Genomic DNA, 15,288 nt, shown 5'->3' on the forward strand with positions numbered 1-15,288 from the left:
AGATGTCCGACAAAGCCACCCGCATCGACCTTCTCGACTGGCGCATCGCGCCGATGCGCGCGTTCCACCTGACGTGGATCGCGTTCTTCGTGTGTTTCTTCGCGTGGTTCGCGTGCGCGCCGCTGATGCCGCTCATCGCACGCGAATTCAGGCTGAGCGCCGATCAGGTCGCAAACGTCAACATCGCGGCTGTCGCGGCGACGATCGCCGTGCGGCTCGTCGTCGGCCCGCTGTGCGACCGCTTCGGCCCGCGCCGCGTCTATGCGGGCCTCCTCGCGCTCGGCGCGATGCCGGTGTTCGCGGTGTCGTTCTCGCACGACTACCTGACGTTCCTGCTGTGCCGCCTCGGCATCGGCGCGATCGGCGCGAGCTTCGTGATCACGCAGTACCACACGTCGGTGATGTTCGCGCCGAACGTCGTCGGCACCGCGAACGCGACGGCCGCCGGCTGGGGCAACGCGGGCGCGGGCGCCGCGCAGGCGATGATGCCGCTCCTGCTCGCCGCCGCGCTGATGCTCGGCTTCGGCGACGCGTCCGCATGGCGCGTCGCGCTCGCGGCGCCGGGCGTCGCGATGCTCGCGATGGCCGTCGTCTACTGGCGCTATACGCAGGACTGCCCGCAGGGCGATTTCGTCGCGCTGCGCGCGCGCGGCGTGACGATCGACAGCGGCAAGAAGGGCGGCTTCGCGAGCTTTTCCGCCGCGTTCGCGAACTACCGCGTGTGGATGCTGTTCGTCACCTATGGCGCGTGCTTCGGCGTCGAGGTGTTCATGCACAACATCGCCGCGCTCTATTACGTCAATCACTTCCAGCTGTCGCTGAAGGACGCGGGCCTCGCCGCCGGCATCTTCGGCCTTCTCGCGCTGTTCGCGCGCGCGCTGGGCGGCTGGCTGTCGGATCGCGTCGCCGCGCGTCGCGGGCTCGACGTGCGCGCGACGCTGCTGTTCGCGCTGATCGTCGGCGAGGGGCTCGGCCTCCTGTGGTTCGCGCATGCGGGCAGCGCCGCGATCGCCGTCGCCGCGATGGCCGCGTTCGGTCTCTTCACGCACATGGCGTGCGGCGCGACGTACGCGCTCGTGCCGTTCATCGATCGCCGCGCGCTCGGCGGCGTCGCGGGGATCGTCGGCGCGGGCGGCAACGTCGGCGCGGTCGCGGCCGGCTTCCTGATGAAGGGCGTCGGCGATATCCAACAAACGCTCACGCTGCTAGGCCTATTCGTCACCGTTTCCGCGTTCTGCGCGCTTGCGGTACGGTTCAGCGCCGAGCACCAGGCTCGCGAGGCGGCGCTGCGCGAGCGCGCGCTCGCCGCGAACGGCTTCACGAATTGACAGAGAACAGAGGGCATCCATCATGAAAATCGTCGTCATCGGTCACGGGATGGTCGGTCACAAGCTGCTCGAATGCATCGCGGCCGGCGCGCAGGACGCGCCCGCCGCGCCGCAGGTCGCGGTGATCTGCGAGGAGCCGCGTCCCGCGTACGACCGTGTCCATCTGTCCGAATTCTTCGCGGGCAAGTCGGCCGACGATCTGTCGCTCGTCGAGCCGGGCTTCTTCGAGCGCCATCCGAACTTCCGTCTGCTGCTCGACACGAAGGCGGTCGCGATCGATCGCGGCGCGCGCACGGTCACGCTGTCGACGGGCGAGACGCTCGCGTACGACAAGTTCGTGCTCGCGACCGGCTCGACGCCGTTCGTGCCGCCCGTGCCGGGCCGCGAGCGCGCCGATTGCTTCGTGTACCGAACGATCGAGGATCTCGAAGCGATGCGGGCGTGCGGCGCGCGCGCGAAATCGGGTGTCGTCGTCGGCGGGGGCCTCCTCGGTCTCGAATGCGCGAAGGCGCTGCGCGACATGGGGCTCGCGACGCACGTCGTCGAGTTCGCGCCGCGGCTGATGGCGGTGCAGATCGACGAAGGCGGCGGCCGGATGCTGCGCGGCAAGATCGAGGCGCTCGGCGTGCAGGTGCACGCGGGCAAGAACACGCTCGCGATCGTCGACGGCGAGACGGGCGCGCACCGGATGGAATTCGCCGACGGCACGCATCTCGACGCCGACATGATCGTGTTCTCCGCGGGCATCCGGCCGCGCGACGAGATCGCGCGGCGGTGCGGGCTCGAGATCGGCCCGCGCGGCGGCGTCGCGATCGACAGCAACTGCCGGACGAGCGACGCGGACATCTACGCGATCGGCGAATGCGCGGCGTGGAACGGCCAGACCTTCGGCCTCGTCGCGCCCGGCTACGACATGGCGCGCGTCGTCGCGCGGCTGCTCGCGGGCGGCGACGGCGCGTTCACCGGCGCGGACATGAGCACGAAGCTCAAGCTGATGGGCGTCGACGTCGCGAGCATCGGCGACGCGCACGGCAAGACGCCCGGCTGCCGCACGTACCAGTTCGCCGACGAGCGCAAAGCGGTCTACAAGAAGCTCGTCGTGTCCGAATGCGGCAAGGCGCTGCTCGGCGCGGTGATGGTCGGCGACGCGGCCGAATACGGCACGCTGCTGCAGATGATGCTGAACCGGATCGAGCTGCCGGACGCGCCGGAATTCCTGATCCTCCCGCAGGCGGACGGCAGCGCGAAGCCGGCGCTCGGCGTCGACGCGCTGCCGGACGCCGCGCAGATCTGTTCGTGCAACAACGTGACGAAGGCGCAGCTCCGCGAAGCGGTCGCGGGCGGCGCGGCGAGCATCGGCGCGCTGAAGCGCTGCACCGGCGCGGGCACGTCGTGCGGCGGCTGCGTGCCGCTCGTCACGCAGGTGATGAAGGCCGAGATGAAGAATCAGGGCCTCGACGTCGATAACCACCTGTGCGAGCACTTTCCGTATTCGCGGCAGGAGCTTTATCACCTGGTGCGCGTCGAGCGGATCAAGACGTTCGGCGCGCTGCTGAACAGGCATGGCCGCGGCCTCGGCTGCGACGTCTGCAAGCCGGCCGTCGCCGGCATCCTCGCGTCGTGCTGGAACGAATTCGTACTGAAGAAGGAGCACGCGGGCCTGCAGGATTCGAACGACTACTTCCTCGCGAACATCCAGCGCGACGGCACGTATTCGGTCGTGCCGCGGATGCCGGGCGGCGAGGTCACGCCGGAAGGGCTGATCGCGGTCGGCCAGGTCGCGAAGAAATACGGCCTCTACACGAAGATCACGGGCGGCCAGCGCGTCGACCTGTTCGGCGCGCGCGTCGAGCAGCTGCCGCTCATCTGGGAAGAGCTGATCGCGGCCGGCTTCGAATCGGGCCACGCGTACGGCAAGTCGGTGCGCACGGTGAAGTCGTGCGTCGGCTCGACGTGGTGCCGCTACGGCGTCGGCGATTCGGTCGGCCTCGCGATCGCGCTCGAGAACCGCTACAAGGGGCTGCGCGCGCCGCACAAGCTGAAGTTCGGCGTATCCGGCTGCACGCGCGAATGCGCGGAGGCGCAGGGCAAGGATATCGGCGTGATCGCGACCGAGAAGGGCTGGAACCTGTACGTGTGCGGCAACGGCGGGATGAAGCCGCGCCACGCGGAACTGCTCGCCGCCGACCTCGACCGCGACACGCTCGTTCGCTACATCGACCGCTTCCTGATGTTCTACGTCCGCACCGCCGACCGGCTGCAGCGCACGAGCGTGTGGCGCGACAACCTCGAAGGCGGGCTCGACTACCTGATCGACGTCGTCGTCCACGACAAGCTCGGGCTCGCGGCGGAGCTCGAGGCCGAGATGCGGCACGTCGTCGACACGTACGAATGCGAATGGAAGAAGGCCGTCACCGATCCGGCGACGCGCCGCCGCTTCCGCCATTTCGTCAACAGCGACGCGTCCGATTCGACGATCGCGTTCGTCGAGGCGCGCGGCCAGATCCGCCCGGCGACGCCGGACGAACGCGGCGCGCGCGCGGCCGACGCGAGCCGCCTGCGCGAGGCCGAAGCGGAAATCGCAACCGAAACGGCTTGAACGTCCTGTTATCGCCAGTCACAGCAAGGAGATCGCCATGAGCAGCCATCGAGACGCTTCCGCGTGGACGCCCGTCTGCGCGCTCGACGACATCGTGCCGAACACGGGCGTGTGCGCGCTCGTCAACGGCGAGCAGGTCGCCGTGTTCCACGTCGACGACGGCCGCGGCCGCGGCCGCGCGTTCGCGATCGGCAACGTCGATCCGAATTCGCAGGCCGCCGTGCTGTCGCGCGGGCTGATCGGCAGCCTCGGCGAGCGGATCGTCGTCGCGTCGCCGCTCTACAAGCATCACTTCGACCTGCGCACGGGCGAGTGTCTCGAAGCGCCGGACAAGTCGGTGAACGCATATCCGTCGCGCATCGAGGACGGCTACGTGTGGGTCGCCGCGTGACGCGCGCGGACTGACGGCGAGGCGATCGGGATGGCGAGCGCGAGCGTGAAGACGGTGTGCCCGTACTGCGGCGTCGGCTGCGGGATGGTGCTGCACGTCGAGGACGGCGAGGTGGTCAAGGTGTCCGGCGACACCGAGCATCCGGCCAACTTCGGCCGGCTGTGCACGAAGGGCTCGTCCGCGCACGTCGCGCTGCGCAACGCGGGCCGCCTGGAAAGCGCGTTCGTGCGCGACGCGCGCGACCGCGATCCGGCGCCCGTGCCGATCGCCGACGCGATCGCCGAGACCGCGCGCCGGCTGCGCGCGGCGCTCGACGCGCACGGCCCCGACGCGCTCGCGTTCTACGTGTCGGGCCAGATGTCGCTCGAAGCGCAGTATCTCGTCAACAAGCTCGCGAAAGGCTACGTGCGCACGCCGCACATCGAGTCGAACTCGCGGCTCTGCATGGCGAGCGCGGGAAGCGGCTACAAGCTGTCGCTCGGCGCGGACGGCCCGCCCGGCTCGTATCAGGATTTCGATCGCGCGGATCTGTTCTTCGTGATCGGTTCGAACATGGCCGACTGTCATCCGATCCTGTTCCTGCGAATGATGGACCGCGTGAAGGCGGGCGCGAAGCTGATCGTCGTCGATCCGCGCCGCACCGCGACCGCGGACAAGGCGGATCTGTTCCTGCGGATCAGGCCGGGCGCCGACCTCGCGCTGATGAACGGCCTGCTCTATCTGCTGCACGCGAACGGCAAGACCGACGCGGACTTCATCGCCGCGCACACCGAAGGCTGGGACGCGATGCCCGGCTTTCTCGACGCATACACGCCGGAGAAGGTCGCCGCGATCACCGGCATCGCCGAAGCCGACATCCGGCTCGCCGCGCAATGGATCGGCGACGCGCGCGAATGGACGAGCTGCTGGACGATGGGGCTCAACCAGAGCACGCACGGCACGTGGAACACGAATGCGATCTGCAACCTGCATCTCGCGACGGGCAGGATCTGCCGGCCGGGCAGCGGCCCGTTCTCGCTGACGGGGCAGCCGAACGCGATGGGCGGCCGCGAGATGGGCTACATGGGGCCGGGGCTGCCCGGCCAGCGCTCGGCGCTCGACGACGAGGACCGCCGCTTCGTCGAGGACGCGTGGAGCCTGCCGGCCGGCACGCTCGGCAAGGACGCGGGCGGCGGCACCGTCGACCTGTTCGCGAAGATGGCCGCGGGCGACGTCAAGGCGTGCTGGATCATCTGCACGAATCCGGCGGCGACCGTCGCGAATCGCAAGAACGTGATCGCGGGCTTGCAGGCGGCGGACGTCGTGATCGTGCAGGACGCGTTCCTCGACACCGAGACCAACCGCTACGCGGACATCCTGCTGCCGGGCGCGCTGTGGGCGGAAGCCGAAGGCGTGATGATCAACTCGGAGCGCAACCTGACGCTGATGCGGCAGGCGGTCGAGCCGCCCGGCGACGCTTGGCCGGATTGGCGGATCGTCGCGGCGGTCGCGCGCGAGATGGGCTACGGCGACGCGTTCGACTATCGTTCGGCCTCCGACGTGTTCGACGAGATCAGGCGCTTCGCGAATCCGAAGACGGGCTACGACCTGCGCGGCGCGAGCCACGCGGCGCTGCGCGATACGCCGCTGCAATGGCCTTGCCCGCCGGACGGCTGGCAGGACCGCCATCCGATCCGCTATCTGAACGACGGCGCGAGCCAGGCGCACGGGACGCTGCCCGACGGTCGCGCGCCGGCGCTCGCGTTCCCGACGCCGACCGGCAGGGCGCGCTTCTTCGCGCGTCCGCACGTCGCGCCGGCCGAGACGCCGACGCCCGAATTCCCGATCGTGCTGAACACGGGCCGCCTGCAGCATCAATGGCACACGATGACGAAGACGGGCAAGGTCGCGATGCTGAACAAGCTGAATCCGCGCCCGTTCGTCGAGATCCATCCGGACGACGCGGCCGCGCTGTCGATCGCGGCGAAGGACGCGGTCGAGATCCGCTCGGCGCGCGGCCGCGCGGTGCTGCCCGCCGTCGTCACCGATCGCGTGCAGCCGGGCGCGTGCTTCGCGCCGATGCACTGGAACGACGTGTACGGCGACGACCTGTGCGTGAACGCGGTCACGAACGACGCGGTCGATCCGGTGTCGCTGCAACCCGAACTCAAATTCTGCGCGGTCGCGCTCGCGCACGTCGACGCGCGCGACGACGCGGGCGTCGCGGCGGGCGATGACGACCGCGCGCCGCTCGCCGAATCGCGCAATGCGCAAGCCAGCGTGGTGTCCGTGGCGTCGCTCGAAGCCGCCGACGCCGCGCCCGAGGAATTGAACATGTCCGATATCGACACCTTCGCCGCGCTGCTGGGCGTTCCGGCCGCGGCGAGCGCGCCGCAGCTCACCGACGCGGAGCGCGTCTACGTCGCGGGCTTCGTCAGCGGGCTGCGCGCCGCCGAAGGCCGGCGGGCGGGCGGCGTGCCGGTGCTGCCGGCGAGCGCGCCGCTGGCCGGCGATGCGCGTCTCTGGGTCGACGGGCTGCTCGCCGGGCTGTTCAGCCGCGTGTCGGGCGGGACTTCGGCATCGGCTCATGCGCTCACGGCCACGGCGACGTCCGCGCCGCCCGCGGCGGCCGACGCGTCGCCCGCGCCGAGCGGCGTGCGGATCGTGCGCACGCGGCCGAAGGTCGTGCTGCTGTGGGCGTCGCAGACGGGCAACGTCGAATCGCTGACCGAGCGCTACGCGACGCAGCTGATGGATTCGGGCTTCGAGATCCGCGTCGCGTGCATGGCCGACTATCCGGCCGCCGCGCTCGCGAAAGCGCAGTACGCGCTGCTGATGACGAGCACGTTCGGCGACGGCGACGCGCCCGACAACGGCCACGAGTTCTGGACGGCGCTCGGCGCGGCAAACGCGGCGCGCGTCGACGGCGTGCGCTACGCGGTGCTCGCGTTCGGCGACCGCAACTACGACCAGTTCTGCGGCCACGGCCGCCGGCTCGACGCGCGGCTCGCGGAGCTCGGCGCGGCGCGCCTCGTCGAGCGCGTCGACTGCGACGCCGAATATCAGCCGGCCGCCGACGCGTGGCTCGACCGCGTGATCGCGCGGATCAAGGAAGAGGACGCGGCGCTGCACGCGGTGCCGGCGGACGGGATGATTCCGTCCGGCGCGATCCCGACGAAGACGCGCCCGGCCGCGTCGCGGCTCGTCGCGAACCTGCGGCTCAACGAGCCGGGCGCGGCGAAGGATACGCGCTACGTGTCGCTGTCGACGGACGGCGCGGCGATCGAGTACGAAACGGGCGACGCGCTCGGCGTGTGGCCGACGAACTGCCCGGAACTCGTCGACGAGCTGCTGACGCTCGCGTGCCTGAAGGCGGACACGCCGGTGACGGTCGCGGGCGTCGGCGAGCTGCGCGTCGCCGACGCGCTCGCCAAGCACCTCGACATCACGCGGCCGCATCCGGACGCGCTCGCGTTCATCGCATCGCGCAGCCGCGCGGGCGGCGCGCTGAAGCGCCTGCTCGGCGACGATCGCAAGGCGGACCTGAAAAACTGGCTGTGGGGGCAGCAGCTCGCCGACGTGCTGCACGAGTTTCCGGTCGAGCTGTCGGCGGCCGAGCTCGTCGGGATGCTCAAGCGCCTGCAGCCGCGGCTCTATTCGATCGCGTCGAGCCCGAACGCGCACCGCGGCGAGATTCATCTGACCGTGTCGGCGGTCCGTTACAACAACGGGCGGCGGCAGCGCAAGGGCGTCGCGTCGACGTTCCTCGCGGATCGCGCGGCCGACGCGGGCGTGCCGGTGTTCGTGCAGAAGTCCGCGCATTTCCGGCCGCCCGCGAGCGGCGACACGCCGATCGTGATGGTCGGGCCGGGCACGGGCATCGCGCCGTTTCGCGGCTTTCTGCACGAACGCCGCGCGCGCGGCGCGAAGGGGCGCAACTGGCTGTTCTTCGGCGAGCAGCATGCGGACACGGATTTCTATTACCGCGACGAGCTCATGCGGATGCAGGCGGACGGTTTCCTGACGCAGCTCGATCTCGCGTTCTCGCGCGACCAGACGGAGAAGATCTACGTGCAGGACCGGATGCTCGAGCAGGGCGCGGCGCTGTGGGCGTGGCTCGCGGAGGGCGCGCATTTCTACGTGTGCGGCGACGCGGCGCGCATGGCGAAGGACGTCGACGCGGCGTTGAAGACGATCGTCGCGCGGCATGGGGGGATGACGGACGAGCAGGCGGCGGACTACGTCGCACGGCTCGCAAAGGACAAGCGTTATGCGCGAGACGTTTATTGAAGCGGAGGCGGCGCTCGACTCGCGGGACACCGCCTATCGCGGACCGAAGCAGATGTACGGGCGGTGGCGGCAGATGCGGTCGCGCAGGCGCGGCCGGCGCGTCCCGTGGGCGGCGCGCGGCAGGCCGTCGGCCGGAACGGGCCGTTGCGCGGGCAAGACGCCGGCCGACGCCGCCTCCTGAGTCGAGCGCCCGTTCGCGGGCGCGATGGCGCTTCGATCGCGCTTCGATGGCGCTTCGATGGCGCTTCGATGGCGCTTCGATGGCGCTTCGATCGCATTTCGATCGCGCGCCGGCGCGCGCGAGGCCGGATCGCGGCAGGCGGCGCGCGTGCCGGCGATCGCCTCGGCAAGCCCCTTTTTCCGCTCAGGCGTGCGGTGCGTCGGATGCCGGCACGGTCGCGCTCGCATTCGCGCTCGTGCTCGTGCTCGCGCTCGCGCTCGCCGATGCGCCCATCGCCCGGGCGCTCGCGTCCTTGCTGCGATCGTCGCCCACGGTCGCCACGAAGCCGTTGCCCGGCGCGTGCGCGGCTTCGTACAACTCGCCGTCGACGACCGCGACGTCGCCGGGCGCCGCCGCTTCGTAGACGGGCACGTGCCGCATCGCGCCGCGCATGTAGTCGAGCCAGATCGGCAGCGCGGTATGCGACCCCCATTCGCCCGCGCCGAGCGTGCGCGACGTGTCGAATCCCATCCACGCGACGGCGACGAGCGAATGCTGATAGCCGGCGAGCCAGCCGTCGCGATAGCCGTTCGTCGATCCCGTCTTCGCCGCGATGTCGGGGCGGCGCAGCGCGCCGAGCGCGGACGCGGTGCCGTGCTGCGCGACGGACTCGAGCAGGCTCGTCATGATGTAGCTGTTCGCGGCGGGAATCACGCGCGGCGCGCCGTCGTCCGCCGTCGGCGGGTGCGCGTCGAACACGGTGCGGCCGCGTCCGTCGACGATCCTCGCGACGAGGTACGGCTGCACGCGATAGCCGCCGTTTGCGAAGACCGCGTAAGCCGCGGCCATCTGCAGCGGCGTGACCGAGCCCGCGCCGAGCGCCATCGGCAGGTTGGCGACGAGCTTGTCGGCGCTGAAGCCGAAGCGGTCGATCGCGTACGTCCTCGCGTAGTCGGGGCCGATCGCGTCGAGTATCCGGACCGCGGCCAGGTTCTTCGACTTCGTCAGCGCTTCACGCAGCGAGATCGGACCGAGCAGCGGACCGACCTCCTTCGGCCGCCATGGAGGCGCGTCGCCGCTCGCGGCCGCTTCGAACGGCGCATCGTCGACCGTCGTCGCCGGCGCGAAGCCTTTTTCGAGCGCGGCGGAGTAGACGAACGGCTTGAATGACGAGCCGGGCTGGCGCCACGCCTGCGTCACGTGGTTGAACGGATTGCGCGCTTCGTCGACGCCGCCGACGAGCGCGCGGATCGCGCCGCTCTCCGGATCCACCGAGACGAGCGCGGCCTCGACCGAAGGCAGCTCGTCGATCATCGGCCGATCGTCTGCGTCCGTGCCGATTCGCACGACCGCGCCGGGCCGCAGTCCGGCCGCCGCCAGCGAGCGCGACGGCGTGCGCGAGCGGGCGAAATCGAGCGCCGGCCCGCCGAGCGTCACCGTGCGGCCGTCGAGCGTGACGACGGTCACGTCGCGCGCGCCGGCCGACACGACGACGGCGGCCGTCAGGCCCGGGACGGCCGGCCGGTCCAGCAGCGCGCGCATCAGGGCGCGGCGGCGCGCGGGCGCGTCGAGTGCGGCGGACGGCATCGGCAGCACGGCTTCCGGCCCTTCATAGCGATGCCGGCGATCGTAGGCGGCGACGCCCCGGCGCACGGCCGCGTACGCGCCGTTCTGATCGGCCGCGCGCACGGTCGTCCATACCCGGAAGCCGCGTTCGTATGCGGCTTCGCCGTATTGCGCGACCATCGTCTGCCGCACCATTTCGCCGACATAGTCGGCGCGGACCGCGCCGGCGCTCGCCACGGGCCGCGTGTACGGCGGCTCCGCGAGCGCCGCGCGATATTGCGCGTCGTCGATGTAGCCGAGCTCGTACATCCGCCGCAGCACGTAGTGCTGGCGCGTGCGCGCGCGCTCGGGATTCCCGACCGGATTGAAGGTCGACGGCGCTTTTGGCAATCCGGCGAGCATGGCGGCCTGCGCGATCGACAGGTCGGCGAGATCCTTGCCGAAATAAGTCCGCGCCGCCGCGCCGAAGCCGTACGAGCGCTCGCCGAGGTAGATCTGGTTCATGTAGAGCTGCAGGATCTGCGGCTTCGACAGCTGCGATTCGATGCGCATCGCGAGCAGGATCTCGTAGATTTTCCGCAGATAGGTCTTGTCGCGGGACAGGAAGAAGTTGCGGGCGAGCTGCATCGTGATCGTGCTCGCGCCCTGTCGCTTGCTGTCGTGGACAAAGTCCGCGAGCGCCGCGCGGACGAGACCGACGACGTCGATGCCGTGGTGCTCGTAGAAGCGGGCGTCTTCCGCGGCGAGCACCGCGTGCTTCGCGACGTCCGGGATCTCGTCGAACGTCAGCGGCACCCGGCGTTCGACGCCGTACTGCGCGATCAGCACGTCGTCCGCCGTGTAGACCCTGAGCGGCACCGTCGGCTGAAAATCCGTCAGCGCGGCGATCGTCGGCAATTGCGGGTACATCACGATCGCGGCATAGGCGGCGAGCAGCGCGGCCGATGCGATCGCCGCGGACACGATCCCGCTTCCGCGCAGCAGACGGCGGATCGTGCCGGTCCGCGCGCGCGTCGCGGCGCTCGGCTCGCGTCGGCGATCGCCGTCGGGAGCGTCGCACCCGGCTTCGCTCGGGGTTTCGGATGCCGCGCGCGATGCGCGGCGGAAGAAGCGATGCTTGAGTTTCAACATGTCGGGATTCCGAACGGATGGCTCGCGCGCCGGACGGATTGCGGCGACTCGACCGGCGCGCGATGAGGGCGGGCGAGGCGGCCGGGGCATGCGTCACGCATGCCGCGCCGGCGCTCGATCGGGCGGCACGCCGAGCAGATGCAGCGCGTTCTCCGTGATCTCGGCCCACGCGGGGCCGGCCGCGGGGCCGCCGTAGTACGAGCCGCGCGACGGCTCGTCGATCATCACGGCGACGATCAGGCGGGGATCGCTCATCGGCGCCATGCCGACGAACAGCGCGCGATACTTGCCGCGCGCATAGCGCTTGCCCGACAGCTTGCGGGCGGTGCCCGTCTTCGCGCCGATCCGGTAGTCGGGCAGGCGGGCGACGCGCGCGGTGCCTTCGGCGCCGTCCGTCTCGAGCATCGCGCGGATCTGCCGCGCGACCGCTGCCGGCACGACGCGCACGCGATCCGGCGGCGCGCTCGCGTGCGTCAGCGACAGCGGTATCCGGCGGCCGTCGCCGGCAAACGCGGTGTAGATATCGGCGAGCTGCGCGAGCGACATCGACAGCCCGTAGCCGTACGACATCGTCAATCGCTCGATCGGCTTCCAGCTGCGCGCCGGCCTCAGCATGCCGCGCGCGATCGCCGGCATCCCGGCGAGCGGGCGCTCGCCGATGCCCGCGCGCTCGAACGTCTGCCACATGTCCTGCGCGCGCAGCCGCTCGGCGATCTTCGCCATGCCGACGTTGCTCGATTTCGCGATGATCTGCGTGACGGTGAGTTCGCCGAAATTGCCGGTATCGTGAATCGTCGCGCCGTCGATTCGCAGCACGCCGGGCGACGTGTCGAAGCGCGTGTCCGGCGTGACGACGCCTTCGCTCAGCGCGAGCGCGACGGTCACCGGCTTGAGCGTCGACGCCGGCTCGAAGACGTCGGTCAGCGCGCGATCGCGAAAGCGGTCGTCGTACGCGGCGGGCTGCCCGTTCGGATCGAAGGACGGCAGATTGACGAGCGCGAGGATCTCGCCCGTTTTCGCATCGACGACGATCGCGCAGCCGGCGGCCGCGGCGGTGCGCGCGATGGTCTCTTCGACGGCGAGCCGCGCGAGATACTGGAGCCGGCGGTCGATCGACAGCCGGATGTCCGCGCCGGGCCTGCCCGCCGATTCGACATCGCCGACGTCGACGGGACGGCCCATCCGGTCGACGATCATGTCGCGCTTCGCGCCGACGCCCGACAGCGCGGCGTCGTCGGCGAGCTCGACGCCTTCGAGCCCGTGTCCGTTTGCGCCGACGAAGCCGACGAGCTGCGCGAAGTCGCTGCCGCCCGGGTAATAGCGCCGCGCCGCGCGGCCGAGATGCACGCCGGGCACGGCGAGCTGCTCGATGCGCGCGGCCAGGTCCGCTTCGATCCATCGCTTCACGTACACGAACTGGCGGCTGCTGATCGCCTTGGCGGCAAGCGCGTCGCCCGGCAGCCGAAGCAGCGACGCGAGCGCATGCATTTGCGCGCGCGTCGCGCGGCGGAACGCTTCGGGCTCGATCCACACGTCGGCGACGGGCTCGTCGATCGCGAGCACGCCGCCGTTGCGGTCGAGGATGCGCCCGCGCGCCGGCGAGGCTTCAAACGTGTGCTCGAAGCGTTTGACGCCTTGCCGGATGTAGAAATCGCTATGCACGACCTGGACCCAGAGTGCGCGCACGGCGAGCGCGGCGAAGCCGGCGCACAGGAGTCCGAGGACGCAGCGCGAGCGCCATCGGGGCAGGGCGCGCGGGCCGCGGTGAAGCGATGCAGTGGATCTGGGCATGATCGGATCGATGTCGGGTCGTCCTCGTGGTGACGAAAGCGTGGTGGAGGGCAGCCGGGGCGCAGCCTGCGCGGCCGGAAAGCCGGCGTTGTCGGAGCGTCGTCCTGGCCGGTGGCCGGCGCGCTCGTCGCCGGCGGACGGGCGCGCACGAAAACGGGACGCGACGAAGCGCGCCGTCACGCGCGGCGCGACGCCGGGCAAGAGATGAAGGAAAGGGGAATCGGCCGGGCGGCGCGCGCCGCTTCGGCGCGCTATCGATGCCGGCGTGCGCCGTATTGCGCGCCGCCTTCGCAGCGCAAACGCGTGTGGCGCGGGGTTCGGCTACGCGAACGTCAGAGCATGCGCGCCGATTCCGCCGAGCGGCGCTCGCCCGCCTGCGGATCGGCTCGGCGCGCGACGTTCGCGGCCGGATGCTCGCCGCCGAGCGACGCGAAGCCCCAGTCGAGGAGTCGCCTCGCGTCGGCGAGCCGCTGCTTTTCCGTCGGCTCGCCGAGCAGCACGGCGATCACGCGATGCTTCGCGTGCGAGCCGGCGACGCCGCGCTTCGCGGTGACGACCATGCACCAGCCGGCCGCATTCGTATGGCCCGTCTTCATGCCGTCGACGGTCGGATCGGCGCGCAGCAGGCGATTCTTGTTCGTCTTCGCGAATTTTCCGTACTCGAAATGCTGCTGCGACGAGAACGTGTAGAACTCCGGAAAATCCTGGTTCAGATGCCGGGCGAGAATCGACAGGTCGTGCGCGGTCGAATAATGATCGGGCGTGGTGATCCCGGACGGCGACACGAAGTGCGAATCGCGCATGCCGAGCCGCTGCGCCGCGTCGTTCATCCGCTTCGCGAAGCCGGCGGGGCTGCCGCCGATCCGCTTCGCGAGCACGAGCGCCGCATCGTTGGCGGACGCGACGATCAAGCCGCGCACGAGGTCGCGCACCTGAACGCGCTGGCCCGGCGCCAGGTACATCCGCGCTTCGTCGTTGCCGACGGAAGCGATGTCGTCGGCGGCGATCTCGACCTTCTCGTCCCAGCGCAGCGTCCCTTGCTTCAGCGCATCGAGCGCGAGGTACGCGGTCATCAGCTTGGTCAGCGACGCCGGCTCGCGGCGCGCGCTCACATTGTGCTCGGCGAGCGTCTTGCCGGAGTCGGCATCGACGACGAGCCACGAGACCGCCTGAATCTGCGGCGCGGGGCTTGCCTGAGCGCCGTTCGCCGCGATGGACGTCGCGACGACCAGCATGGCGCCCAGGATGCGGCGAGGCATGGCCGACAGACGCGCTTCGGGTTTGTGCGTGATGGTGATCGATTGTTGCTCGCTCGTCATTGTGTGAATCGGAAGATCGGGATGATGGAGATGGTTTCGGATAGCGGGTTGCCGGTTGCGGGCGGGGGCGGAATTGACGCGGTCGAATCGATGTCGACGGCGCTTTGAGAATCGAGATCCATTATATTTCGATCGTCTTTGAGGCAGTCGAATGAAATGTGTTTTATTGTGAATATATGAATGAATATGTAAGAATGAATGCGATTTTGATTTCGATCAAAGGCGTAATGTTTGAAAGGATTTTCGGCCGATGCCGGCATGAATGGAGATCGGATGTCGAGTGTCGAGCGGTCGAATGGCAGTCGAGCGCGGTGCGTGAGCCGCGGCATGCGCGAACGAGAAGCGGGCGAGGGCGCGATGACGAATCGACGGGGTCGAAATGAAATGAAGGTCGAATTTGGGGAATAGATGTATTCAGATGTGTGGTGAAAATATATGGATTGGTTTAAATGGCGGTGAAATATGAATGCCGATATATATCAATCAAGATGAAAGATGTTTATTTTATTTTTTGTCAAAATGGAGCCGGCCGGCATGAGCGCTTATGGCGCGTTTGAAGACAGCCGTGCGAGCTTGCATTGCAGAAGAGGCAGGAAAGCGACGAGGCGGCGTCGTTCGAACGTCGGTCTATTCGGCCGCTCGTGAAAGGACGGCCGGCCGAGCCGCCGGGCTGACAGGCGCGTAGCGGGGTTGTCCGGCAGGCGATGCGGCGGCGGAGATGAGCGAAGGCGTTC

General features: G+C 69.7%; 7 protein-coding genes. 4 read left to right on the forward strand and 3 right to left on the reverse strand.

What is annotated here, in order from left to right; genetic code table 11:
- Positions 1 to 2: 2 nt before the first annotated feature.
- The 4 genes from BG90_RS25950 to BG90_RS25965 are packed head-to-tail and all read left to right on the forward strand — an operon-like array spanning position 3 to position 8,587.
- The gene (locus tag BG90_RS25950; RefSeq protein ID WP_010118947.1) at positions 3 to 1,328 is read left to right on the forward strand and encodes an MFS transporter; all 1,326 of its coding nucleotides are present in this window, start codon (positions 3 to 5) and stop codon (positions 1,326 to 1,328) included.
- 22 nt (positions 1,329 to 1,350) lie between these two features.
- Positions 1,351 to 3,927, forward strand: a complete 2,577-nt coding sequence (nirB, locus tag BG90_RS25955) for a nitrite reductase large subunit NirB (protein ID WP_010118945.1) — start codon at positions 1,351 to 1,353, stop codon at positions 3,925 to 3,927.
- 37 nt (positions 3,928 to 3,964) lie between these two features.
- Positions 3,965 to 4,318: a nitrite reductase small subunit NirD gene (gene nirD, locus BG90_RS25960; protein WP_010109104.1), complete on the forward strand. Its 354-nt coding sequence runs from the start codon at positions 3,965 to 3,967 to the stop codon at positions 4,316 to 4,318.
- Between the two features lie 30 nt (positions 4,319 to 4,348).
- Positions 4,349 to 8,587 carry a bifunctional nitrate reductase/sulfite reductase flavoprotein subunit alpha gene (locus BG90_RS25965; RefSeq protein ID WP_010118942.1) on the forward strand — a complete coding sequence of 1,413 codons (4,239 nt, stop codon included), beginning with the start codon at positions 4,349 to 4,351 and terminating at the stop codon, positions 8,585 to 8,587.
- A gap of 364 nt (positions 8,588 to 8,951) precedes the next feature.
- Here BG90_RS25965 and BG90_RS25975 read toward each other — a convergent pair whose 3' ends face one another.
- The 3 genes from BG90_RS25975 to BG90_RS25985 all read right to left on the reverse strand — a co-directional run bounded on the left by BG90_RS25975 (position 8,952) and on the right by BG90_RS25985 (position 14,554).
- Positions 8,952 to 11,444, reverse strand: coding sequence for a penicillin-binding protein 1A (locus tag BG90_RS25975; RefSeq protein WP_010118938.1), 2,493 nt, complete (start codon positions 11,442 to 11,444; stop codon positions 8,952 to 8,954).
- A gap of 93 nt (positions 11,445 to 11,537) precedes the next feature.
- Entirely contained in the window at positions 11,538 to 13,235 is a 1,698-nt protein-coding gene (locus BG90_RS25980; RefSeq protein WP_010118936.1) for a peptidoglycan D,D-transpeptidase FtsI family protein, read from the reverse strand.
- Between the two features lie 332 nt (positions 13,236 to 13,567).
- A complete protein-coding gene (locus BG90_RS25985; RefSeq protein ID WP_010118935.1) occupies positions 13,568 to 14,554 on the reverse strand; it encodes a D-alanyl-D-alanine carboxypeptidase family protein in 987 nt (328 codons plus the stop codon).
- Between the last annotated feature and the right edge of the window lie 734 nt (positions 14,555 to 15,288).

It is taken from the genome of Burkholderia oklahomensis C6786, assembly GCF_000959365.1.
GTDB lineage: Bacteria > Pseudomonadota > Gammaproteobacteria > Burkholderiales > Burkholderiaceae > Burkholderia > Burkholderia oklahomensis.

Coding starts and splice junctions, on each gene's coding strand:
- BG90_RS25980 (WP_010118936.1), bottom strand. CDS start 13,235: ATGCCCAGATCCACTGCATCGCTTCACCGCGGCCCGCGCGCCCTGCCC.
- nirB (WP_010118945.1), top strand. CDS start 1,351: ATGAAAATCGTCGTCATCGGTCACGGGATGGTCGGTCACAAGCTGCTC.
- BG90_RS25975 (WP_010118938.1), bottom strand. CDS start 11,444: ATGTTGAAACTCAAGCATCGCTTCTTCCGCCGCGCATCGCGCGCGGCA.
- BG90_RS25985 (WP_010118935.1), bottom strand. CDS start 14,554: ATGACGAGCGAGCAACAATCGATCACCATCACGCACAAACCCGAAGCG.
- BG90_RS25965 (WP_010118942.1), top strand. CDS start 4,349: ATGGCGAGCGCGAGCGTGAAGACGGTGTGCCCGTACTGCGGCGTCGGC.
- nirD (WP_010109104.1), top strand. CDS start 3,965: ATGAGCAGCCATCGAGACGCTTCCGCGTGGACGCCCGTCTGCGCGCTC.
- BG90_RS25950 (WP_010118947.1), top strand. CDS start 3: ATGTCCGACAAAGCCACCCGCATCGACCTTCTCGACTGGCGCATCGCG.